The sequence below is a fragment of the Pseudomonas fluorescens genome (assembly GCF_902497625.1).
Taxonomy (GTDB): Bacteria; Pseudomonadota; Gammaproteobacteria; order Pseudomonadales; family Pseudomonadaceae; genus Aquipseudomonas; species Aquipseudomonas fluorescens_BQ.
On sequence record NZ_CABVGX010000029.1, the window covers coordinates 14,929 to 36,792 of the forward strand.

Sequence of the window (21,864 nt, forward strand, 5' to 3'; positions counted from 1 at the left end):
GCCCGCGAAGACGGCGTGACATTCACCAAAGCCCTAAACCTTCAACACCTTCCCACCGATCGCCACCGCCACCAGCAAAATGGCCATCAACCCAAAGGCAAAACTCAGACTGCTGGCGTGGGCGATGAAGCCGATCACTGCCGGCCCGGCCAGAATCCCTGCATAGCCCAGGGTGGTGATGGCCGGCACCGCAATACTTTCCGGCATGACGGTCTGTTTGCCCACCGCCGTGTACAGCACCGGTACGATGTTCGAGCAGCCGGCGCCGAGGAAGGCATAACCAACCAGTGCCAGTTGCCAGGTCGGCGCAAAGGTCGCCAGGAACAATCCCGCAGCGGCGGTCAACCCGCCGAATACGATCACCCGCGTCGCGCCGAGGCGACGCACAATACGGTCGCCGGTCAAGCGGCCGATGGTCATGGTCAAGGCAAACGCGGCATAACCGAGCCCGGCGTAGGCCGTGTCGATCCCGCGTTCCTGGGTCAAAAATACTGCACTCCAGTCAAGTGCCGCCCCTTCGGCGAGGAACACGATGAAACACATCCCGCCAATAAACAGCACGATGCCGTGCGGCACGGCAAACGCCGGCCCTGAACTTTCGCTGCCATACGGCAACATATGCGGCGCGGCTTTGAGCATCGCCAGCAACAACACGACAATCACCACCGCCATCGCCCCCAACGGCGAAAGGCCCAAACCGAGCAGCGCGCTGACACCCGCCGCACCGACAATTCCGCCAAGGCTGAACAGCCCGTGGAAACCCGACATCATGTTCTTGCCGCTGGCCCGTTCGACGATCACGGCTTGCAGGTTCACCGTCGAGTCCACCGTGCCCAGGCCTGCGCCGAACATGAATAATGTCGCGATCAGCGCCGGTATCGAAGTCACCGTCGCCAACAAAGGCAATGCCGCACAGATCAGCAAAGTGCCGCCGACCGCCACCCGACGGCAGCCGAAGCGAGTGGCCAGCAGGCCGGCCATGGGCATCGCCAGAATCGAGCCCACGCCGAGGCACAACAGCAGCAGCCCGAGCGTGCCTTCATCCAGGCCGGCGCGGGCCTTCGCGTACGGCACCAACGGCGCCCATGCGGCAATCCCGACACCGGCAATGAAAAACGCCACGCGCGTGGACATTTGCTCCAGGCGGCCGGGCACGAAAGTGGTCTGGGTGTTGAGGCTGGTCATATCAATCCTTGGCAAAAATCGTCGCGTCCCCAAGGGACAGTGACTGACCGGGGTGGTTCGATCAGTGGGTCAGTCAGGCCGACATCCTTGCACAGCCCGGCGCTGTTTCGCGATATGTTGCAGCATTCAATCCGGCGGGACGCAGCCCCGGAGCGCGAAAAGGCCAAGGCGGCATCCCACGCAGCGTCAGCACGGTCAGACGGAGAGTGACCGCACACGATCTTGCTTTGCTTTGCTTTGCTTTGCTTTGCTGGTGATCTTGATCTGGCTTGTGACCTTGACCTGCCCCGTCGGAAGGCCGAGCGCAGGTTCTGCGCAGTGGGCAACCCGGCAAGGATGCCGGGTTAGCCGCGCACGGCCAGGGATGGCCGATCGCGGCGGGCCCACGGAGCAGGGCCGGAGCGAGGGCATGGCGAGCCTAGGCGAGCCACCGTACGTCAGGGGCGCTTGCGCTTGGTTACTTGGCGCTTTTCCAAGTGACCCGCCGTAAAGGCGGAACCCATATTAGCCATCACCGCAATAACGGATATGTACACCCTCAAAACAGACGTAGCCTGACCCACCGCTATCGCGAGCAGGCTCGCTCCCACAGTTGATCTCTGTCTGACACATGATCGGTGTCCACTGCAGACCGAATGTGGGAGCGAGCCTGCTCGCGAAGGCGCCAGTCAAGTCACCCTGTTGCTTAGCTCAAACCACTGAATTCCACCACCGGCATCTGCCGCTTCATCAGCACTTTGCCGCCGCGCACCGAGTACAGCGGCAAGCCCTGGCTGCGGATCACTTCGTAATCGCTGTCCGCCGACAGAATCAGCAGATTGGCCGGGCGCCCGCGCTCCAGCCCATAACGATCACCGAGCGCCATCGCTTTGGCGCTGTTATCAGTGACCAGATCCAGAGCGCTTTGCAGGTTGCGATAGCCGAGCATGTGGCAGATATGCAGACCGGCCTCCAGCACCCGCAGAATGTTGCCATTGCCCAGCGGGTACCACGGATCGACGATGGAATCCTGGCCGAAACACACGTTCATGCCGGCTTCCAGCAACTCATTCACCCGGGTTACCCCACGGCGTTTCGGGAAGTTGTCGAAGCGTCCTTGCAGGTGAATGCTTTCGGTCGGGCAGGAAACAAAGCTGATGCCGGAATGCCCGAGCAGGCGAAACAGTTTGGCGCAGTAGGCGTTGTCGTAGGAGCCCATCGCGGTGGTGTGACTGGCCGTAACCCGTGAACCCATGTCACGGCTGCGGGCTTCTTCAGCCAGCACCTCAAGAAAGCGCGAATGCGGGTCGTCGGTTTCGTCACAGTGCACGTCCACCAGGCAACCGGTGCGCTCGGCCAGGTCCATCAGGTATTTCACTGAACTCACGCCCTGGTCACGGGTGTACTCGAAATGCGGAATGCCGCCGACCACATCAGCGCCCATGCTGATCGCTTCTTCCATCAGCTCACGGCCGTTGCGGTACGACTCGATGCCTTCCTGGGGAAACGCGACAATCTGCATGTCGATCAGGTGGCGACTTTCTTCGCGCACTTCGAGCATCGCCTTGAGCGCGGTGAGCTGCGGGTCAGTGACGTCGACGTGGGTGCGCACGTGCTGGATGCCGTGGGCGGCGAGGCTCTGGATGGTTTTCTTCGCGCGGGCTTTGGTGTCTTCCTCGGTGATGGTGACCTTGCGTTCGCCCCAGCACTCGATGCCTTCGAACAGCGTGCCGCTCATGTTCCAGCGCGGCTCGCCGGCGGTCAGCGTCGCATCAAGGTGAATGTGCGGTTCGACAAAGGGCGGCACCACCAGATTGCCGCCGGCGTCGAGGTCTTCGGGGCCCAGGGACGGCGCTTCGGTCTGACGGGCGATGCTGCTGATCAGACCGTTTTCCAGGTGCAGTTCATGCAGACCTTCCTGGTTGCGCAGGCGAGCATTGATGATGTGCATCAGGCGAATCCTTTTAGAGATCTTGTAGTGGTGCGTTGGCGCTGCGAACGCCGAGTACGCCCGTCAATAGCACATACGTTAACGCGGCAGTGGCAATCCCTACCAGTGGTGCAACCCAGGGTGAACTGAAGGCTGCGATCGTACCGACGGCGTAGGCGCCCAGGCCCGGCCAGTTGAAGGCCGGGAGTTGCGCCTCGTCCAGGCGTGGATATCGACCGCGGTGACGGTAGAAGAAGTCCGCCATGATCACCCCGCCGATCGGTGGTATCACCGTGCCCAGCAGAATCAGATACGGCACCAGCATGTCGTACATGCCCAGCAACGCCAGCAGGGTGCCGATCACTGCGCCGGCCAGCGTTACGGTTTTGCGCCGCCCGGTGCGTAGCAAATTGCACCCGGCGACGGCGAAGTTGTAGATGGTGTTGTCCTGAGTGCTCCAGATGTTCAACAGCAACATGGCCATCGCCGCCATGGCGAAACCTTGCAACAGCAACACTTCGACCACGTCCGGCTGTTGATACACGATCGCTCCGTACGCGCCGATCAGCACCATCAGGCCGTTGCCGATGAAGAAACCGATCAGGCTCGCCAGCACCGCAACCCGCGCCGAGCGGGAAAAGCGCGTCCAGTTGGTCGCTTGCGTGGCGCCGCTGACAAAAGTGCCGAACACCAGGGTGATGGCGGTCGACCAGTCCAGGCTGCCGGTCGGCACCACGGCAAGCAAACCGTCGAGCCCGCCGACTTTGACGGTGGCGACCCACATCGACAGCATCAGCAGCAACACCATTGCGGGCACTGCGATGTACGACAGTATTTCCAGGCCGCGATAACCGATATATGCCGTCGCGCAAAAACCCAGGCCGAACAGCACCATCAGCGCCAGCACAGTGCCCTGGCTCAACTCGAAATACTTGCCCAGCACCACCGCCGCGGTGGCCGTGCCCCAGGCATACCAGCCGATTTGGGTGAACCCGAGGATCAGGTCGCTGAGCTTGCTGCCCACTTCGCCGAAACACAGACGCCCCATCAACACCGAATTGAGACCGCTCTTGAAAGCGATGTACCCCAGTGCAGCGGCGTACAGACCCAGCAGCAGATTGCCGACGATGATCACTGCCATCATCTCGCCGAAGCTGAACGCCACGCCGAGCTTGCCGCCGGCAAACATGGTCGCGGTAAAAAACGTGAAGCCCAGTAGTACCATGGCCGTGGAGGCCAGGCCTTTGCGTGCGTGCATCGGGACTTCGCTGAGGGGGTAATCGTTGCCAGCGTCGTTCTGCGTCATGGAGCAGTCCTTGCGAATGGGGAGACGCGCAAAGGGTTGCAGTGGTCGTGCCAGAATTCAGACTGACTGTATTGGGGAGGCTCGAAGGTCCCTCAAAGCACAAGAGCACAAAACCGGTGCAACGGATGAAACACTGGCCCGTTGTAGGCGCAAGCGCTCGCGATAAACAATGACAGGCAACATCAATGCAGACCGAAAGTCCGTTGTCGTCGCGACGCCGCCCGGACCAAGCCTGCTCCTACAGAGCCCCGGCCGCGCCAGCAGGCTTGGTAAGCGGCAAGAACCTCAAGAGCGCCGCCACAATCGCCTCCGGGGCATCCTCCTGGACCAGATGCCCGGCATTGGCAATTGCCTGGAACTGCGCGCCCGGCATCATCTGCTGCAGGGCGCGCCCGCGCTCGATCGGGATCCACTGATCGTCCTCACCCCAGAGAATCTGCACAGGACAGCGAATGGTCGGGTACAGCGGCTCCACTTCGCGGGTATAACGTTGGTCCATCTGCGCAATCTGCCGGTAAAACGCAGCTTGTCCAGATGTGCCCAGCCACGGCTGCACGTAAGGGGCGAGTTCATCTTCGGTCATTTGCCGTTTGATCGCGCCTCGAATATAGGCCGGGACAATCGCTCGCTGGATGTAATCGGGCACGCCACTGAACGCCGCTTCGTGCTGGCGGACATGCTGCACAAATGGCGAACCCCAGGGCGTCAGGGCGACCGGGTCGATCAGCGTCAGGCTACGGTAGTCCTTGCCATTCAACAGATGCGCCCGCAACGCCGTGGCCCCGCCGAAATCGTGAGCGACTACGTCAGGTTGCTTCAGTCCCCAGTGATCCAGCAGTTGCGCCAGCAGCTCGTTCTGCACGCCCAACGAGACATCACCGTCGATTTTTTCCGACTGGCCATAACCCAAGAGATCGAAGTAATGTACCCGGTGCGTGGCGATGAAATGCGGCGCAATGCGCTGCCACACATAAGAAGAGAATGGCGTGCCGTGCACAAACACCAGCGGCGGCCCGTCACCACGCACAGCGAAGCGAACGGAGTGCCCGTTGAAGCGATAGGTTTGCGGCAGCGGCCAGTCAGCCATGAAAGAGATCCTTCTCGGTCGGTGATAGGTAAAAAGCATAGGCATAAAAAACCACCTTTGAAGGTGGTTTGATGCGTACCTGATGAAACGCACGGGTCTGCCGTTACTCGCCGCGATAGATGCAGCCGCTGGTGCAGGTTTCGTGGATACGGATCGCGCTGAGTTCTGGCAACAAAGGTTTCAGCTCACCCCAGATCCACTTGGCCAACACTTCGCTGGTAGGATTCTCCAGGCCCGGAATGTCGTTCAAATAGTTGTGGTCCAAACGCTCATACAGGGGTTTGAAGATTGCCTTGATCTCGGAGAAATCACGAATCCAGCCCGTATGCGGGTCGAGGTCGCCGCTCAGGTGAATCGCCACTTTGAACGAGTGACCGTGCAAGCGACCGCACTTGTGGCCGTCCGGGACGTGGGGCAGGCGGTGGGCGGATTCGAACGTAAATTCCTTGAAGATTTCCACAGTGTTTTCAGCTCTGTCAGGTGGCGATCGCCGTGGCGATATGGGCAGGCGGCGAGTTTAACAGCTTGTGTTTGGGCTTGCGGGAAAACACTGACTAAAGGGTCAATAAGCGCTCGCCCAAACCTCCCGAGGCGGCGAGTTCGAGAAACTCGTCGCCCAGCCGGCGACTCTCGTCCATTGTTGCGCTCCAGTATTTTTGCCGTCCCGGGGCATCGCTCATGAAGCGCTTGAAGTCGTTACGGTCCGGCAGTTTGCCGTAGGGCAGACGCGCCAGGTATTCCCTGGACGGCGCCAGCAGCAGGACATTCTGCAGGCGCGCAGGGCAGGCGCGGCGCCACGGCAGGGTTTTGTCGAACCAGCCCGGAATCACCCGGTCGGTGAAGTGCGGATAGAGCACGATGTCGCTGCCGCTGTAGGGCAGGTCGAGGTGATAGTCGAGCAGGCCACCATCCCGGAACATCCCTGCGCCGGCCCCCGGCAAATCACTGACGCCTTGCATCACCATCGGAATCGAGCCTGAGGCGAGCAGGGCCTGACGCAAGTTGCCAGCATTGAGTGCGACGAAGCGTGAGGGGAAATCGGTGAGCGCCTCGAGCGGTGGTGCCAGACGTGGATCGTGGATGATCAAGCGTTCGAAATGCTTCGAAAGCCGCGCGCGACCCCGCAGGTTGTCGGCGATCACCGATGACAAGCCGAGGCCCAGGCGACCGCGGTGATCGGCCGCCAGCAGGCCGTGGCTTTTGACGACCATGATGTTCAAGCGATAGTGAGGGTTGTCCAGAATCGATGCATCGCGACCATCAAGCAGCTCATCGAGCATGCGCTGCGAGCTCTGGCTGATTTGCGCCATGGTCACGCCTTTTGTGAAATGCTGCTCGGTGTACAAATGGCCAAGGCGGCGAATGCCTTCTGCGGCATCCGGCAGGCAGGCGCTGGCGAAGCGCCATGAGCCCACCGACGCGCCGATCAGCGAACGTTCCCGCGGCGCGGCGGGCAGCCATTCACCGAACAGTGCCAGGTCCAGACCCTGAATCCCCAAGGCCTTGGGCCCTCCCGCAGCACCGGGCAGCGTGCCTACGTCGGTGGCGCTCAAGCCGTTTTCACGGATGCGCGCAAAAGCGCGCGGGCCGGCCTTGAGGGTCAAGGAAGGGAATTTGATATGGATGGCGGTCATACCGGCCTCGGTGTCTGGCGAGTGGGCATTATATACAGCGCACCGCAGAAGGTGACGGCTGTGCCCGAACCGTAAGACCCGGCTTGTTGGCGATAGCGCTGGAGATAGCGCTGGCGAGGAAATGCGGACGCCGCCATGGCCAGCAGGCCGGCTCCTACGGGTGAGGCGATGCGACGATGGTGGCAATTCAGCTTCAATTAAGTTCGATTGACTAAGGTGGCCCCCGTACGCAACGCATAAAAAATACGGAGACACCATGAAAATCCTGCCTGCCCTGTTCACCGCCGCCATCATCGCCATGACTGCCGGCATCGCTCAAGCCCGCGACCTCGGTCCGGACGAGGCCCTCAGGCTGCGCGACGCTGGTACCATTGTGTCCTTCGAAAAGCTCAACGCCACCGCCCTGACCAAGCATCCAGGTTCGAATATCACTGAAACCGAGCTGGAAGAAGAGTACGGCAAATACATTTATCAGGTTGAAATGCGCGACCCGCAAGGCATCGAGTGGGACCTGGAACTGGACGCGGTGAGTGGGCAGGTGCTCAAGGATCATCAGGACACGTAATGAAGGTGTTTTCCTCGAAATGGCGCGTCAGCGGTCGATTGGCCCTGGCGCTCCTGACGTTTTGCTCATTGGCGATGGCGCGCGACCTGGACCAGGACGAAGCCCTGCGCCTGCGTCAGCAAGGTGTGATCCTGCCGCTCGAGCAGTTGTTGAAGCAGGCGCTGGACCGTTATCCCGGCTCGAAATTGCTCGAAGCCGAGCTTGAAGAAAAACATGACGTGTACATTTACGAAGTCGAACTGCTGACCCGCGAAGGTGTGGTCCGTGAGCTCGACCTCGATGCCACCACTGGCCAGTTATTGAAAGACAAGGAAGATTGACCGATGCGTTTGCTTCTGGTGGAAGACCACGTGCCCATGGCCGACGAACTGATCGCCGGCCTGAACCGCCAGGGTTACGCGGTCGATTGGCTGGCCGACGGTCGCGACGCCGTTTATCAGGGCTGCAGCGAGCCCTACGATTTGATCATTCTCGATCTCGGCCTGCCCGGTGTGCCCGGGCTCGATGTGTTGGCGCAGTGGCGCGCCGGCGGGTTGGCCACCCCGGTCCTGATCCTCACGGCGCGCGGCTCGTGGGCCGAGCGCATCGAAGGGCTCAAGGCCGGTGCCGATGATTATCTGACCAAACCATTCCATCCCGAAGAACTGCATTTGCGCATCCAGGCGTTGCTCCGCCGCTCCCACGGCAAGGTTAATCAGCCGACGCTGCAATCGGCCGGTTTGCACCTGGATGAAGGGCGTCAGTGCGTCACGCGCGATGGCGCTGACATCCAGCTCACCGCAGCAGAATTTCGCTTGCTGCGCTATTTCATGCTGCACCCGGAACAGATCCTCTCGAAAAGCCACCTCGCCGAGCACCTGTATGACGGCGAAACCGAGCGCGATTCCAACGTGCTGGAAGTCCACGTCAACCACTTGCGGCGCAAGCTTGGGCGCAGCGTGATCGAAACCCGTCGCGGCCAGGGTTACCTGTTCGGCGGGCAAGCGCAGTGAGATCGATCCAGCGCCGCTTGAGCCTGGGGCTGATCAGCGTGATGGTGATCGTTGGTCTGGTGCTGGCGCAGACCAGCTTGTGGCTGTTCGAAATGGGCTTGCAGCGCTACCTCGAAGCCGGGCTGCGTAACGACAGTGAAAGCCTGTTGGTGGCGCTGGTACGCGGGCCGCAAGGTTTGCAACTGGATGAAAGGCATTTGTCGCCGGCCTACCAGCGCCCGTTTTCGGGGCATTATTTCCGCATCGATTTCGCCGACAGCCATTGGCGTTCCCGTTCATTATGGGATCAGGAGCTGCCACGCCTGGATCACCCCGGCCTGCACAGCAATCTGCAATTGGGCCCGGACGGCCAGCAGCTGCTCGTGTTGCGCTCGGATTACCGGCGCCTCGGCCAGTCGATTTCAATCAGCGTGGCGCAGGATTACACCCCGGTGCGGGAAAGTTTTCAGCGCATGCAGCAGATCGGCCTCGGCCTCGGCCTGGCGGGGCTGCTGTTGATTCTGCTATTGCAGCGGATCACCGTGCGACGTGCGTTGCGGCCGCTGGAAAAGGCCCGCGAACAGATCGCTCAGTTGCAGCAGGGCCAGCGCTCGCAGCTGGACGATCAAGTGCCCGCGGAACTGGAACCGCTGGTGGCGCAGATCAACCATTTGCTGGCCCACACCGAAGACAGCCTCAAGCGCTCGCGTAATGCCTTGGGCAATCTCGGCCATGCTTTGAAAACCCCGTTGGCGGTGTTGTTGAGTCTGGCTTCGAGCGAAAAACTGGATGCCAATCCCGAGCTGCGCAAAATCATCAAAGACCAACTGGAGCAGGTCCAGCAGCGCCTCAACCGCGAGCTCAATCGCGCGCGCTTGTCCGGCGATGCACTGCCGGGGGCGTTGTTCGATTGCGACACCGAACTGCCCGGTTTGCTCGCGACCTTGAACATGATTCATGGCGATCATCTGCAGCTAAGCTATCGCGCCCCGGCCGGTTTGTTGCTGCCTTGGGATCGTGAGGATTTGCTCGAGTTGCTGGGCAACCTGCTGGACAACGCCTGCAAATGGGCGGATGCCGAGGTCCGCCTCAGTGTGGTCGAGACGGCCGCAAGCTACCAATTGAGTGTGGAAGATGACGGGCCGGGCATCCCCGCAGCGCAGCGCGATCAGGTGCTGAGCCGCGGCACACGACTGGATGAGCAGACCGACGGCCATGGACTGGGACTGGGCATCGTGCGTGACATCGTCGATACGTGGGGCGGCGTGATGCAGTTGGAAGCGAGCGAGTGGGGCGGGCTCAAGGTCGTCATCGAACTCCCGAAACGCTGAAACCATCCATCCCGCGAACGCCCCTTTACCGTAGGCACCGGGTTGTTGGCGATGGCGTTTTCCGAATTGCCATCGCTGGCAATATGCAGGTTAATGCCGGCGGTCACCGCTCGACCTGCACCATCGCCGCACTCAGATTCGCGGCCAGGTCATCGACACTGCTGCGCTGCGCCCTCGCCATAGATGAATCTCTTCGGATACCGGGCACTTTGACACCGGCCCCACTCTGCGGCACAGTGCGCGCCCTCTGATAAACCCGTTGTTCACCCGCTGGCGACGCTTCGCAGTCTGCCGGGCGGACTCATTTCGTTTGGCCTGAGGTAAAGATGATTAATGCAGTAATTGCCGCGGTTGGCGTCATGCTGATACTCAGCCTGTGCCGCGTGCACGTCGTGATTGCGCTGATCGTGGGCGCGCTGGTCGGTGGTTTGACCGGGGGGCTAGGCATCGACGCGACGCTCAAAGCATTCAATAGCGGCCTCGGCGGCGGTGCGACCGTGGCCTTGTCCTACGCACTGCTCGGCGCTTTTGCCGTGGCGATTGCCAAATCCGGCCTGGCCCATGCCCTGGCGGACCGCGCGCTGGCCATGGTCGATCGCCATCATGCGAGCGGCGGCGGTCGGGTCAAATGGCTATTGATCGGTTTGCTCTGGGTAGTGGCCATCGCCTCGCAAAATATCCTGCCGATCCACATCGCGTTTATCCCGCTGCTGGTACCGCCACTGCTCTATGTGCTGACCAGGCTACAGCTGGATCGCCGTTTGATCGCCTGCGTGATTACCTTCGGTCTGATCACGCCGTACATGTTCCTCCCGGTAGGCTTCGGCAACATCTTCCTCAATGAAATCCTGCTGGCCAATGTCGCCCGCAGCGGCGTCGATATCAGTGGCATTAACGTCACTCACGCCATGGGCATCCCGGCACTGGGCATGCTGGTGGGGTTGGGTGTGGCGTTCATCAGCTACCGCAAGAAGCGCGTTTACGATCTGGCCAGGATCGAGAGGGTCGAGCAGGTGGCGGTGCAGTACAATCCGCTGAGCCTGATGGTCGCCGGTGTGGCCATCGCGGCGGCGTTTGTCGTTCAATTGCTGCTGGATTCAATGATCATTGGCGCGCTGGCGGGCTTTCTGATTTTCTCGGCGTCGGGCATCGTCAAATGGCGCGAGACTGATGATCTGTTCACCGAAGGCATGAAGATGATGGCGATGATCGGCTTCATCATGATCGCCGCCTCGGGCTTTGGCGAAGTGATCAAGGCTACCGGACACGTGCAGTCGCTGGTGGAAACCTCGGCATCCTGGATCGGCCACAGCAAGGCTATCGGCGCGCTGCTGATGCTGCTGGTCGGTTTGCTGGTGACCATGGGCATTGGCTCGTCGTTTTCCACCGTGCCGATCCTGGCAGTAATCTTCGTGCCGCTGTGCATGCAACTGGGTTTCAGCCCGCTTGCCATTGTCTGCATCGTCGGCACCGCCGGTGCGCTGGGCGATGCCGGTTCGCCGGCCTCGGACTCGACCCTTGGCCCGACCTCCGGGCTGAACGTCGACGGCCAGCATCACCACATCTGGGACACCGTTGTTCCGACCTTCCTGCACTACAACCTGCCGTTGCTGGCGTTCGGCTGGGTGGCCGCGATGGTGTTGTAAAAACTTGCCCCGTGGGAGCAAAGCTTGCTCGCGATGGTGTGTCAGTCGACTCATGTTCAGCTGACCACCATCGACGGAATGCCGTCCGAACCAGGTTTTGCTCCCACAGGGGAAGGCGCAATACCCTGCGCATTCAACTTTTGATCCGGTCTGCCGTTAAAGCCTTCAGGCACGCCAATAAAATCAAAAGAGTGAACCGTCATGCGCATGAGCCTCAAGGCTAAAGTCCTGTCCCTCGCCGTTCTCCCGGTGTTGCTCTTTGCGCTGGTCATCAGCGTGGCCACCTTGCTCATTCTGCAGGAGCAGGCGCGCAACGAAGTCGACGAAACTCGCCAGCGCCTGCTCAGCGACGCCAAGGCGACCCTGCAAAGTTATGTCGCCGTGGCCATGACCACGATCAAACCCCTTTACGAAGCCGCCGCCCCCGGCGATGACGCCGCTCGGGCTCAAGCGATCAAGTTGCTGTCGAGCATCAGCTACGGCAAGGAGGGATACTTCTTTGGCTACGATTCGCAAACAGTGCGCCTGTTCAAGGCTGACAGCCCGGAAGGCGTCGGTCAGAGCTTCAAGGAAAACCGCGATCCTAATGGTGTGTACGTCAACCGGGACCTGGTGAAAGTCGCCAAGGACGGCACTCACTACCTGCAATACAGCTCGCCGCTGCCGGGCAACAGCCAGGTGCTGGTGCCCAAGCTCGGCTACACCGACTACCTGCCGAAGTGGGACATGGCAGTAGGCACCTCGGTCAATCTTGACGGTATCGAGGCGCAAGTCGCGCTGGTTGAGGCCAAGGTCGAAGCGCGCATGGAAGGGGTGGTGCTGACGATCGTTGGCCTCGCCGCGGTGGCGCTATTGGTGATCGCAACTGCCGGGATGCTGCTGGCCAATACCATCCTGCGCCCGCTGAACCAAATGAAAGCCAACCTGGACGACATTGCGGCGGGCGAGGGCGACCTTACCCGGCGCCTGACTATTTCCAGCCAGGACGAACTCGGCGAGCTGGCCGGATCGTTCAATCGTTTTGTCGACAAGATTCATGGCCTGGTGCGGCAGATCACCGAGATGACCTCGCAACTGACCGGGCTGGTCAATCAGGTGTCCGCTCAGGCGCAGCGTTCGGATCAGGCGATGGAGCGTCAGCGTCACGAGACCGATCAGGTGGCCACGGCGATCAACCAGATGTCGGCCGCCGCACAGGAAGTCGCCAAGAGCGCGCAAAACGCTGCGGTTGCCGCACAACAGACCGATGAAGAAGGCCAGGCCGCCAAGCGCGTGGTCGCCGGCAGCATCGTCAAGATTCATGCGCTGGTCGACGACATCCGCAGCAGCGGCGTGTCTCTGGACAGCCTGCAAAAGGATGTGTCCTCGATTGTCAGTGTGCTCGGGGTGATTCGTTCGATTGCCGAGCAGACCAACCTGTTGGCGCTCAATGCCGCCATCGAAGCGGCGCGTGCCGGTGAGGCCGGGCGTGGTTTTGCGGTGGTCGCCGATGAGGTTCGGGCGCTTGCCAGTCGCACGCAGATCAGCACCCAGGAAATCCAGGGCATGATCGACCGCCTGCAAGCCGGCACGCAATCGGCGGTGGAAGCCATGCGTCGTTCGAGTGAGGCGGGGGATGGTACGTCGGCGCAGGCCAACGAAGCCGGTGCGTCGCTGGACACCATGGCGCAGTTGATTGCTACGATCAATTCGATGAATGCGCAGATCGCCAGCGCCGCCGAGGAGCAAACCGCCGTGGCGGAAGAAATCAACCGCAGCGTGCATCAAATTGCTGTCGCGGTGGACAGCGTCGCCGACGAAACCCAACTCGGTGCCCAGACCACCCGCAGCCTGGCCGACCTCGGCCAACGGCTGGGCGGCCTGGTCGGTCAGTTCCGGATCTGACAATGACGCAAGCCCTGTAGCAGCTGGCGAAGCCTGCGTCCGGTCGCGCCGCAGTCGTGAAATCAGATTCGAAAATTTAGACTGCTGCGCCGCTGTACACAGCGTGACGCAGGCTGCGCCAGCTGCTACAGGTGGAGAGGGCGGCTACCGCCTGCCCCAATACGGCGCCGCGCCAAACACTCCCGGTAAAAATCATTCATTGGCAAAGGATTTCCTGTGGTGAGGGGGCTTGTCGGAACGCCGCGTCGCCCCGTTCGAGTGCGCAGCGCTCATTGGCAGAGGATTACCTGTGGTGAGGGGCTTGTCGGAACGCCGCGTCGCCCCGTTCGAGTCTGCAGCGCTCACTGGCAGAGGTTTACCTGTGGTGAGGGGGCTTGTCGGAACGCCGCATCGCCCCGTTCGAGTGCGCAGCACTCGCCAGATTTGGGGCCGCTACGCAGCCCAACGGGGGCAAGCCCCCTCGCCACAGCGCCCCTCTCCACAGAAGCCGCTCTTCGCCACAGTCTTCAACTCGCCGGCTACTGCCGGTCCCAATGCGGCACCGCGCCAAAACACTCCAGGTAGAAATCAATCCCCGGCAAAGGACTACCTGTGGTGAGGGGGCTTGTTGGAACGCCGCGTCGCCCCGTTCGAGTGCGCAGCGCTCATTGGCAGAGGTTTACCTGTGGTGAAGGGGCTTGTCGGAACCTCGCATCGCCCCGTTCGAATCTGCAGCGCTCATTGGCAGAAGTTTACCTGTGGTGAGGGGGCTTGCCCCCGTTCGAGTGCGCAGCGCTCGCCAGATTCTGGGGCCGCTACGCAGCCCAACGGGGGCAAGCCCCCTCGCCACAGCGCCCCTCGCCACAGAAGCCGCTCTTCGCCACAGTCTTCAACTCGCCGGCTACTGCCGGTCCCAATGCGGCACCGCGCCAAAACACTCCAGGTAGAAATCAATCCTCGGCAAAGGACTACCTGTGGTGAGGGGGGTTGTCGGAACGCCGCGTCGCCCCGTTCGAGTCTGCAGCGCTCATTGGCAGAAGTTTACCTGTGGTGAGGGGGCTTGTCGGAACGCCGCGTCGCCCCGTTCGAGTCTGCAGCGCTCATTGGCAGAGGTTTACCTGTGGTGAGGGGGCTTGCCCCCGTTCGAGTGCGCAGCGCTCGCCAGATTTGGGGCCGCTACGCAGCCCAACGGGGGCAAGCCCCCTCGCCACAGCGCCCCTCGCCACAGAAGCCGCCCTTCTCCACAGTCTTCAACTCGACGGCTACTGCCGGTCCCAATACGGCACCGCGCCAAAACACTCCAGGTAAAAATCAATCACCGTGCGCACCTTCACCGACAGCCGCCGACTCCCTGGCCACAACACGGCAATCTGCTGCGGTTCGAAGCTGTTGGACGCTTCATATTCCCTCAACACCGGCACCAGCGTGCCATTACGCACCGCTTCACCAATCAGCCATGTCGGAAACATCACCAGCCCTAATCCTTGTTCGGCGGCTTGCGTGAGCGTATCGGCATGGTTACCGGTGATCGGTCCTTTGACAGAGTAGGGCGTCCAGTCCTGCTGATCGCGACGGAAAAACCAGCGCTGCTGGCCCGCTGCGCCTTTGTAGGCCAGGCATTGATGAGCCGCCAGATCTTGCGGATGTTGCGGCGTACCGTGGCGGGCCAGGTAGGTCGGGCTTGCCGCCACCAGAAAACGGTGTGGCGCCAGGATCCGCGCCTGCATGCTTGAATCATGCAGCGGGCCGATGCGAAACAGCAGGTCGGCGCCTTCGTGCAGCGGATCGATGTAGTGGTCGGTCTGCTGAATATCCAGGTGCAGTTTCGGATACCGCTCGCACAATTGCCCAAGCCAAGGGGTCAGGTGCCGCTGGCCAAACACCACCGGTGCATTGATTCGCACCAGTCCGCCGGGCTCGCTTTGCTGTTCCTGCAAGGCTTGTTCGGCTTCCTCCAGTTGCGCCAGCACCAGTCTGGCGTGGTGGCCGAGCATTCGCCCGGCCTCAGTCGGCATAACCGCGCGAGTGTGGCGATAGAGCAATTGCTGGCTCAAGGCTTGCTCCATCAATTGAATCTGTCGGGAAATCGAAGAGGGCGCCAGGCCCTCACGGCGAGCGACCTCGGAAAAACTGCCGTGGTCGAGCACGGCCACGAACAGGCGGAGCGCCTTGAATCCCAAATCATTGAAGCCGTGCATAGGCCGTCCTGCTGTGCGTATCGCGCAAAGGTGTTGTCGGGATGATCCCATTTATCGCAAAGCACGACCATCCGATAATGCGCGCACTTCTGCACATCCCTGGTGATCGTGCTTTCTTGATAACGGGTAGGTTCGCCAATGCAATCTTCATCAACTGAAACCGCTGCAGCGCCAGCGGTAAAACCGGGGCTTCGGGTGTTACTACTGCCGCTGGTCATTCTGGCCGGCATGGGCCTTTCAGTGGAGGCAGGCCTGTTAGGACCGCTCGGTGTGCAGGTCGGGCACTTATGGGCGACGCTGAGCATCTTTGGCGTCGGCACCGCGATTCTGTTTCTGCTGCTGTTATTCAGCGGTCCGCGACAAGGCCCGGCGCTCAGCGAGTTGCCGCGCTGGCAATTGATCGGCGGGTTTCTCGGGCCGATATATGTGGTGGTGCTGACGCTGGCGACCCCGCATATCGGCGTCGCGATGACCATGATCGCGATTCTTTCCGGACAAGTCGGCAAGAGCGTGCTGATCGACCACTTTGGCTGGTTCGGCGCCACGCGCAAAAAGGTCAACGGTGAACGTTGGCTGGCCTTGCTGCTGATCGTCGCAGCGCTTGTTCTGATTGCTCGGGGTTGATGATGAATCTGATTATTTTGTTGGCGGTAGTGGTGGCGGCGGGTGCGGTACTGAGTGTGCAAGCGGCAATCAACGGACGTCTGGGCGAGACGGTCGGCGTATTGCGCAGCAGTTTGCTGACGTTTGCAGTGGGTGCTGTGGTGACCGGGTTGCTGATCCTGTTCTTTGAACCGGCGCACGCGATGAGCCTGCTGGACGTGCCGAAGTGGCAGCTCGGCGGCGCATTGTTCGGCGTGGTCTACATGATCGTGATGGTCGGCGCCGTACCTCGCGTTGGAACTGCTGTGGCGACGGTGGCAGTCATTGTCGGCCAATTGGGTATGGGCATGTTGATCGATAACTTCGGCTGGCTGGGAAATCCGGCGATTGAGTTGTCGGGGAGTCGCGTCCTGGCCATGGTGCTTCTGGGATTGGCGCTGGTTTTCATGTATCGCAGCAGTTCGCGGGACGCTTGACGCCTCAATTATTCTCACCGCATAAAAAAACGGCCTCTATCAATAGAGGCCGTTTTTTTATGCAGCTACAACGTGTATTGCAAGAAAGTGCTTACTTGCGATCTTCCAGCTTGGAAATATCACGCGACTCGTAACCGGTGTACAACTGGCGCGGGCGGCCAATCTTGTACGGGCTGGAGAGCATTTCCTTCCAGTGCGAGATCCAGCCAACCGTACGCGCCAACGCGAAGATCACGGTGAACATGCTGGTTGGAATGCCGATCGCCTTGAGGATGATTCCCGAGTAGAAGTCGACGTTCGGGTACAGGGAACGTTCGATGAAGTAAGGGTCGGTCAGGGCGATCTCTTCCAGGCGCATGGCCAGTTCGAGTTGCGGATCGTTGTTGATGCCCAGTTCCTTCAATACTTCGTCGCAGGTCTGCTTCATCACTGTGGCGCGTGGGTCGCGGTTTTTGTAAACCCGGTGACCGAAGCCCATCAGTTTGAACGGATCATTCTTGTCTTTGGCCTTGGCGATGTACTTGTCGATGTTCGACACATCGCCAATTTCGTCAAGCATGGTCAGAACAGCTTCGTTCGCGCCGCCGTGGGCAGGGCCCCACAGAGCAGCGATGCCGGCGGCGATGCAGGCAAACGGGTTGGCCCCCGAAGAACCGGCCAGGCGCACGGTAGACGTCGATGCGTTCTGCTCGTGGTCGGCATGGAGGATGAAAATCCGGTCCATGGCCTTGGCGAGTACCGGGCTGATCGGTTTGATCTCGCACGGCGTGTTGAACATCATGTGCAGGAAGTTTTCCGCGTACGTCAGGTCGTTGCGCGGGTACATCATGGGTTGGCCCATGGAGTACTTGTAAACCATCGCTGCCAGGGTCGGCATCTTGGCAACCAGACGGATCGCCGAGATTTCGCGATGCTGCGGGTTATTGATGTCCAGGGAGTCGTGGTAGAAGGCCGAGAGGGCACCGACTACACCGCACATGACGGCCATTGGATGGGCGTCGCGGCGAAAGCCGTTGAAGAAAGTCTTCAGCTGCTCGTGGACCATGGTGTGGTTCTTCACGGTGCTGACGAACTGAGCCTTCTGTTCTGCCGTCGGCAATTCGCCGTTGAGCAGCAGATAGCAGGTTTCCAGATAGTCCGACTTTTCAGCCAGCTGTTCGATCGGGTAGCCGCGGTGCAGCAGGATGCCGTTGTCGCCGTCGATATAGGTGATCTTCGATTCGCAGGAAGCGGTCGACATGAAACCAGGGTCAAAGGTGAAACGGCCCGTGGCCGTAAGGCCCCGAACATCGATAACGTCGGGACCAACGGTGCCGGTTAAAATGGGCAGCTCGACGGGGGCTGCGCCCTCGATGATCAACTGCGCTTTTTTGTCAGCCATGTGGCCTCCTATTTATGCTTCAAATCATCAGACAGACCCCCCACGCAGGGCCCGCACCACTATAGTGAGATAAATTCGAATGTCAATTTGCCTAAAGTCCTGCTCCAGAGGGCTTTAACCGTACTTTTTCCTCGAAATTGCCTGCCATTTACGCCTTTTATTCAACTTGTGCAATCCGCTATTAGGGGAAGGTGAACGCGTTGTCATTAGTAGCCTAACTGTCTATACTCGGCCACCGACCGCCAGGGGCTTTTGGGCCTGCTTTCTTGGGGGTCGCCTCCCTGGGTGGTGGTTACCTGACCAGTGCACTCCCCAACAACTTTGCCCTGATTGTTAGGGGCTCTTCAGTGTGAAAAAAAGCCGTGAATAGCCAACGACCTGTAAACCTAGACCTAAGGACCATCAAACTCCCCATCACCGGCGTTACGTCGTTTCTTCACCGTGTTTCCGGCATCATCCTTTTCCTGGGCCTTGGCTTCATGCTTTACGCATTGGGCAAATCCCTGGGTTCCGAGGAAGGTTTTGCCGACGTGAAGGCAACCTTGACCAGCCCGCTGGCCAAGTTCGTAGCATGGGGCCTCCTGTCCTCCCTTCTGTATCACTTGGTTGCCGGTGTGCGCCATCTGATCATGGACATGGGCATCGGTGAGACGCTGGAAGGCGGCGCGCTGGGCTCGAAAATCATTATCGCCGTGTCTGCGGTGTTGATCGTTCTGGCGGGAGTTTGGATATGGTAACCAGCGTTACGAACCTGTCGCGTTCAGGCCTCTACGACTGGATGGCGCAGCGTGTGTCTGCGGTCGTTCTCGCGGCTTATTTCATTTTCCTGATCGGATACCTCGTTGCGAACCCGGGCATTGGCTTCGACCAGTGGCACGGCCTGTTCGCCCACAACGGGATGCGTATCTTCAGTCTGCTGGCCCTTGTTGCTCTGGGCGCTCACGCCTGGGTCGGCATGTGGACCATCGCGACCGACTACCTGACGCCAATGGCGCTGGGCAAGTCCGCGACTGCAGTACGTTTCCTTTTCCAGGCAGTATGCGGCATTGCGATGTTCGCCTACTTCGTCTGGGGTGTGCAGATTCTCTGGGGTATCTGATTCATGGCTAACATTCCAACGATTTCTTTTGACGCCATCATCATTGGTGGTGGCGGTGCTGGCATGCGCGCTGCGCTGCAACTGGCACAGGGCGGTCACAAGACTGCCGTGATCACCAAGGTTTTCCCGACCCGTTCGCACACCGTTTCGGCCCAGGGTGGCATCACTTGCGCCATCGCTTCTGCGGATCCAAACGATGACTGGCGCTGGCACATGTACGATACCGTCAAGGGTTCCGACTACATCGGTGACCAGGACGCAATCGAATACATGTGTCAGGAAGGTCCGGCTGCGGTTTTCGAACTGGACCACATGGGTCTGCCGTTCTCCCGTACCGAACAGGGCCGCATCTATCAGCGTCCGTTCGGCGGTCAGTCGAAGGACTACGGTAAAGGTGGCCAGGCTGCCCGTACCTGCGCCGCTTCCGACCGTACCGGTCACGCGCTGCTGCACACGCTTTATCAGGGCAACCTGAAAGCCGGCACCACGTTCCTCAACGAATACTACGCAGTCGATCTGGTGAAAAACCAGGAAGGCGCGTTCGTTGGTGTGATCGCGATCTGCATCGAAACCGGCGAAACCAGCTACATCCGTGCCAAGGCTACCGTGCTGGCCACCGGCGGTGCCGGTCGTATCTATGCATCCACCACCAACGCCCTGATCAACACCGGTGACGGCGTCGGCATGGCATTGCGTGCTGGCGTGCCGGTACAGGACATCGAAATGTGGCAGTTCCACCCGACCGGCATCGCCGGCGCCGGTGTACTGGTTACAGAAGGTTGCCGTGGTGAAGGCGGTTACCTGATCAACAAGCACGGCGAGCGTTTCATGGAGCGTTATGCTCCGAACGCCAAAGACCTTGCAGGTCGTGACGTAGTTGCCCGTTCGATGGTTAAAGAAATCATCGCCGGTAATGGTTGCGGTCCCAATGGCGACCACGTGATGCTCAAACTCGACCACTTGGGCGAGGAAGTGCTGCACAGCCGTCTGCCAGGCATCTGCGAGCTGTCCAAGACCTTTGCGCACGTTGATCCGGTGGTTGCTCCGGTTCCTGTTGTTCCGACCTGCCACTACATGATGGGCGGCGTGCCGACCAACATTCACGGTCAGGCGATCACTCAGGGCGATGACGGCGTTGACGCCATCATCCCGGGCCTGTTCGCTGTAGGCGAAGTGGCCTGCGTATCGGTTCACGGCGCCAACCGTCTGGGCGGCAACTCGTTGCTCGACCTGGTAGTGTTCGGTCGCGCGGCCGGTCTGCACCTGGAAAAAGCGTTGACCGACGGCATCGAATACGATGACGCCACTGACGCTGACATCACTGCTGCACTGGCGCGTCTGTCCGCTCTCAACGAGCGTACCGATGGCGAAGACGTGGCAACCTTGCGTCGCGAGCTGCAAAGCTGCATGCAGAACTACTTCGGTGTATTCCGTACCGGCGAATACATGCAGAAGGGTATTGCCCAGCTGGCCGATCTGCGCGTGCGCATCGCCAACGTCAAGATCAACGACAAGTCCCAGGCCTTCAACACCGCTCGTATCGAAGCGCTGGAACTGCAAAACCTGCTGGAAGTGGCTGAAGCAACTGCCATCGCCGCCGAAGTGCGCAAAGAGTCCCGCGGTGCTCACGCCCGTGAAGACTTTGAAGATCGCGACGACGAAAACTGGCTGTGCCACACCCTGTACTTCCCGGGTGACAAGCGCGTGACCAAGCGTGCCGTGAACTTCTCGCCGAAAACGGTTCCGACTTTTGAACCCAAGATTCGGACTTATTAAGGGTGGCTGCCATGTTGAAAGTCAGTGTTTATCGCTACAACCCTGATCAGGACGCCGCGCCGTTCATGCAGGAATTCGAGGTCGATACCGGTGGTAAAGACCTGATGGTGCTGGACGTGCTGGCCCTGATCAAAGAGCAGGACGAAGGTTTTTCCTATCGTCGCTCTTGCCGTGAAGGCGTTTGCGGTTCCGACGGCATGAACATCAATGGCAAGAACGGTCTGGCTTGCGTCACGCCACTGTCTGCTGTTGTAAAAGGTAACAAGTTGATCGTTCGTCCGCTGCCAGGCTTGCCGATCATTCGTGACCTGGTCGTCGATATGAGCATCTTCTACAAGCAATACGAGAAGGTGAAGCCTTACCTGCAAAACGATTCGCCGGCCCCGGCCATCGAGCGTCTGCAGTCCCCTGAAGAACGTGAAAAGCTCGACGGTCTGTACGAGTGCATTCTGTGCGCCTGCTGCTCGACTTCCTGCCCGTCCTTCTGGTGGAATCCGGACAAGTTCCTGGGTCCGGCCGCTCTGCTGCAGGCGTATCGCTTCCTGGCAGACAGTCGCGACACCAAGACGTCCGAGCGTCTGGCTGCGCTGGATGACCCGTTCAGTGTATTCCGCTGCCGGAGCATCATGAACTGCGTCAACGTATGTCCCAAAGGCCTGAACCCGACCAGGGCCATTGGTCACATCCGTAACATGTTGCTGCAAAGCGGCGTGTGATTCGGCAGCTTTAACTGCTACACCGCAACACCGCAACACCGTAGATGCTACGGCGCAGGCTTCAACCGGCGCCGTAGTTTTAACCTGGGCAGCAGCTTACAAGGCTGCGGCTCTTATT

The 21,864-nt window shown here is 60.3% G+C and carries 20 protein-coding genes and 2 pseudogenes; 13 read left to right on the top strand and 9 right to left on the bottom strand.

Annotated elements, in window-relative coordinates:
- Positions 1-33: 33 nt before the first annotated feature.
- The 6 genes from F8N12_RS17855 to F8N12_RS17880 form a co-directional block, all read right to left on the bottom strand.
- Complete coding sequence (locus F8N12_RS17855; RefSeq protein ID WP_150581644.1) at positions 34-1,185, bottom strand: MFS transporter; 1,152 nt, start codon at positions 1,183-1,185, stop codon at positions 34-36.
- Between the two features lie 685 nt (positions 1,186-1,870).
- A complete protein-coding gene (codA, locus tag F8N12_RS17860) occupies positions 1,871-3,115 on the bottom strand; it encodes a cytosine deaminase (RefSeq protein WP_150581645.1) in 1,245 nt (414 codons plus the stop codon).
- A gap of 13 nt (positions 3,116-3,128) precedes the next feature.
- The gene (gene codB, locus F8N12_RS17865; protein ID WP_150581646.1) at positions 3,129-4,400 is read right to left on the bottom strand and encodes a cytosine permease; all 1,272 of its coding nucleotides are present in this window, start codon (positions 4,398-4,400) and stop codon (positions 3,129-3,131) included.
- Between the two features lie 238 nt (positions 4,401-4,638).
- Positions 4,639-5,487 carry an alpha/beta fold hydrolase gene (locus F8N12_RS17870; RefSeq protein WP_150581647.1) on the bottom strand — a complete coding sequence of 283 codons (849 nt, stop codon included), beginning with the start codon at positions 5,485-5,487 and terminating at the stop codon, positions 4,639-4,641.
- A gap of 103 nt (positions 5,488-5,590) precedes the next feature.
- Entirely contained in the window at positions 5,591-5,947 is a 357-nt protein-coding gene (gene queD / locus F8N12_RS17875; RefSeq protein ID WP_028621713.1) for a 6-carboxytetrahydropterin synthase QueD, read from the bottom strand.
- 94 nt (positions 5,948-6,041) lie between these two features.
- Positions 6,042-7,121: a patatin-like phospholipase family protein gene (locus F8N12_RS17880; protein WP_150581648.1), complete on the bottom strand. Its 1,080-nt coding sequence runs from the start codon at positions 7,119-7,121 to the stop codon at positions 6,042-6,044.
- A gap of 256 nt (positions 7,122-7,377) precedes the next feature.
- On the opposite strand from F8N12_RS17880, the gene F8N12_RS17885 reads away from it, so the two are divergent.
- The 5 genes from F8N12_RS17885 to F8N12_RS17905 all read left to right on the top strand — a co-directional run bounded on the left by F8N12_RS17885 (position 7,378) and on the right by F8N12_RS17905 (position 11,634).
- Positions 7,378-7,686: a PepSY domain-containing protein gene (locus F8N12_RS17885; protein WP_150581649.1), complete on the top strand. Its 309-nt coding sequence runs from the start codon at positions 7,378-7,380 to the stop codon at positions 7,684-7,686.
- A complete protein-coding gene (locus tag F8N12_RS17890; RefSeq protein ID WP_150581650.1) occupies positions 7,686-8,006 on the top strand; it encodes a PepSY domain-containing protein in 321 nt (106 codons plus the stop codon). Before F8N12_RS17885 ends, F8N12_RS17890 begins: the two co-directional genes overlap by 1 nt.
- A gap of 3 nt (positions 8,007-8,009) precedes the next feature.
- Positions 8,010-8,678, top strand: a complete 669-nt coding sequence (locus F8N12_RS17895; protein ID WP_150581651.1) for a response regulator transcription factor — start codon at positions 8,010-8,012, stop codon at positions 8,676-8,678.
- Entirely contained in the window at positions 8,675-9,988 is a 1,314-nt protein-coding gene (locus F8N12_RS17900) for a sensor histidine kinase (protein ID WP_150581652.1), read from the top strand. The genes F8N12_RS17895 and F8N12_RS17900 overlap by 4 nt, the downstream gene beginning before the upstream one ends.
- A 329-nt stretch (positions 9,989-10,317) precedes the next feature.
- Complete coding sequence (locus F8N12_RS17905; RefSeq protein WP_191623182.1) at positions 10,318-11,634, top strand: Na+/H+ antiporter family protein; 1,317 nt, start codon at positions 10,318-10,320, stop codon at positions 11,632-11,634.
- 56 nt (positions 11,635-11,690) lie between these two features.
- On the opposite strand, the gene F8N12_RS27665 is transcribed toward F8N12_RS17905, so the two are convergent.
- Entirely contained in the window at positions 11,691-11,837 is a 147-nt protein-coding gene (locus tag F8N12_RS27665; RefSeq protein WP_191623181.1) for a hypothetical protein, read from the bottom strand.
- 4 nt (positions 11,838-11,841) lie between these two features.
- On the opposite strand from F8N12_RS27665, the pseudogene F8N12_RS28310 reads away from it, so the two are divergent.
- A pseudogene (locus F8N12_RS28310) lies at positions 11,842-12,612 on the top strand (cache domain-containing protein); the annotation flags it as partial.
- A 393-nt stretch (positions 12,613-13,005) separates the two neighbouring features.
- Positions 13,006-13,518 (top strand): annotated as a pseudogene (locus F8N12_RS28315) (methyl-accepting chemotaxis protein); the annotation flags it as partial.
- 1,241 nt (positions 13,519-14,759) lie between these two features.
- Here F8N12_RS28315 and F8N12_RS17930 read toward each other — a convergent pair.
- Positions 14,760-15,695: a LysR family transcriptional regulator gene (locus F8N12_RS17930; protein WP_150581658.1), complete on the bottom strand. Its 936-nt coding sequence runs from the start codon at positions 15,693-15,695 to the stop codon at positions 14,760-14,762.
- A gap of 138 nt (positions 15,696-15,833) precedes the next feature.
- Here F8N12_RS17930 and F8N12_RS17935 point away from each other — a divergent pair, with 138 nt between their 5' ends.
- A complete protein-coding gene (locus tag F8N12_RS17935; RefSeq protein ID WP_150581659.1) occupies positions 15,834-16,319 on the top strand; it encodes a DMT family transporter in 486 nt (161 codons plus the stop codon).
- Complete coding sequence (locus tag F8N12_RS17940; protein ID WP_150581660.1) at positions 16,319-16,774, top strand: DMT family transporter; 456 nt, start codon at positions 16,319-16,321, stop codon at positions 16,772-16,774. The genes F8N12_RS17935 and F8N12_RS17940 overlap by 1 nt, the downstream gene beginning before the upstream one ends.
- 91 nt (positions 16,775-16,865) lie before the next feature.
- Here F8N12_RS17940 and gltA read toward each other — a convergent pair whose 3' ends face one another.
- Positions 16,866-18,155, bottom strand: coding sequence for a citrate synthase (gltA, locus tag F8N12_RS17945; protein ID WP_150581661.1), 1,290 nt, complete (start codon positions 18,153-18,155; stop codon positions 16,866-16,868).
- Positions 18,156-18,517: 362 nt separating this feature from the next.
- Here gltA and sdhC point away from each other — a divergent pair, with 362 nt between their 5' ends.
- From sdhC to F8N12_RS17965, 4 genes are read left to right on the top strand one after another with little or no spacing between them, the layout of a single operon-like run.
- Positions 18,518-18,892: a succinate dehydrogenase, cytochrome b556 subunit gene (gene sdhC, locus F8N12_RS17950; protein WP_150581662.1), complete on the top strand. Its 375-nt coding sequence runs from the start codon at positions 18,518-18,520 to the stop codon at positions 18,890-18,892.
- A complete protein-coding gene (gene sdhD, locus F8N12_RS17955) occupies positions 18,886-19,254 on the top strand; it encodes a succinate dehydrogenase, hydrophobic membrane anchor protein (protein ID WP_028621699.1) in 369 nt (122 codons plus the stop codon). Before sdhC ends, sdhD begins: the two co-directional genes overlap by 7 nt.
- A gap of 3 nt (positions 19,255-19,257) precedes the next feature.
- Positions 19,258-21,030, top strand: coding sequence for a succinate dehydrogenase flavoprotein subunit (gene sdhA, locus F8N12_RS17960; RefSeq protein WP_150581663.1), 1,773 nt, complete (start codon positions 19,258-19,260; stop codon positions 21,028-21,030).
- 11 nt (positions 21,031-21,041) lie between these two features.
- Complete coding sequence (locus F8N12_RS17965) at positions 21,042-21,746, top strand: succinate dehydrogenase iron-sulfur subunit (RefSeq protein ID WP_150581664.1); 705 nt, start codon at positions 21,042-21,044, stop codon at positions 21,744-21,746.
- Positions 21,747-21,864 lie beyond the last annotated feature (118 nt).

Bases quoted from the DNA above. Each gene is read 5' to 3' on its own strand.
- F8N12_RS17855 (WP_150581644.1), bottom strand. From the start codon at position 1,185: ATGACCAGCCTCAACACCCAGACCACTTTCGTGCCCGGCCGCCTGGAG.
- codA (WP_150581645.1), bottom strand. From the start codon at position 3,115: ATGCACATCATCAATGCTCGCCTGCGCAACCAGGAAGGTCTGCATGAA.
- codB (WP_150581646.1), bottom strand. From the start codon at position 4,400: ATGACGCAGAACGACGCTGGCAACGATTACCCCCTCAGCGAAGTCCCG.
- F8N12_RS17870 (WP_150581647.1), bottom strand. From the start codon at position 5,487: ATGGCTGACTGGCCGCTGCCGCAAACCTATCGCTTCAACGGGCACTCC.
- F8N12_RS17880 (WP_150581648.1), bottom strand. From the start codon at position 7,121: ATGACCGCCATCCATATCAAATTCCCTTCCTTGACCCTCAAGGCCGGC.
- F8N12_RS17885 (WP_150581649.1), top strand. From the start codon at position 7,378: ATGAAAATCCTGCCTGCCCTGTTCACCGCCGCCATCATCGCCATGACT.
- F8N12_RS17890 (WP_150581650.1), top strand. From the start codon at position 7,686: ATGAAGGTGTTTTCCTCGAAATGGCGCGTCAGCGGTCGATTGGCCCTG.
- F8N12_RS17895 (WP_150581651.1), top strand. From the start codon at position 8,010: ATGCGTTTGCTTCTGGTGGAAGACCACGTGCCCATGGCCGACGAACTG.
- F8N12_RS27665 (WP_191623181.1), bottom strand. From the start codon at position 11,837: ATGACGGTTCACTCTTTTGATTTTATTGGCGTGCCTGAAGGCTTTAAC.
- F8N12_RS17930 (WP_150581658.1), bottom strand. From the start codon at position 15,695: ATGCACGGCTTCAATGATTTGGGATTCAAGGCGCTCCGCCTGTTCGTG.
- F8N12_RS17935 (WP_150581659.1), top strand. From the start codon at position 15,834: ATGCAATCTTCATCAACTGAAACCGCTGCAGCGCCAGCGGTAAAACCG.
- F8N12_RS17940 (WP_150581660.1), top strand. From the start codon at position 16,319: ATGATGAATCTGATTATTTTGTTGGCGGTAGTGGTGGCGGCGGGTGCG.
- gltA (WP_150581661.1), bottom strand. From the start codon at position 18,155: ATGGCTGACAAAAAAGCGCAGTTGATCATCGAGGGCGCAGCCCCCGTC.
- sdhD (WP_028621699.1), top strand. From the start codon at position 18,886: ATGGTAACCAGCGTTACGAACCTGTCGCGTTCAGGCCTCTACGACTGG.
- sdhA (WP_150581663.1), top strand. From the start codon at position 19,258: ATGGCTAACATTCCAACGATTTCTTTTGACGCCATCATCATTGGTGGT.
- F8N12_RS17965 (WP_150581664.1), top strand. From the start codon at position 21,042: ATGTTGAAAGTCAGTGTTTATCGCTACAACCCTGATCAGGACGCCGCG.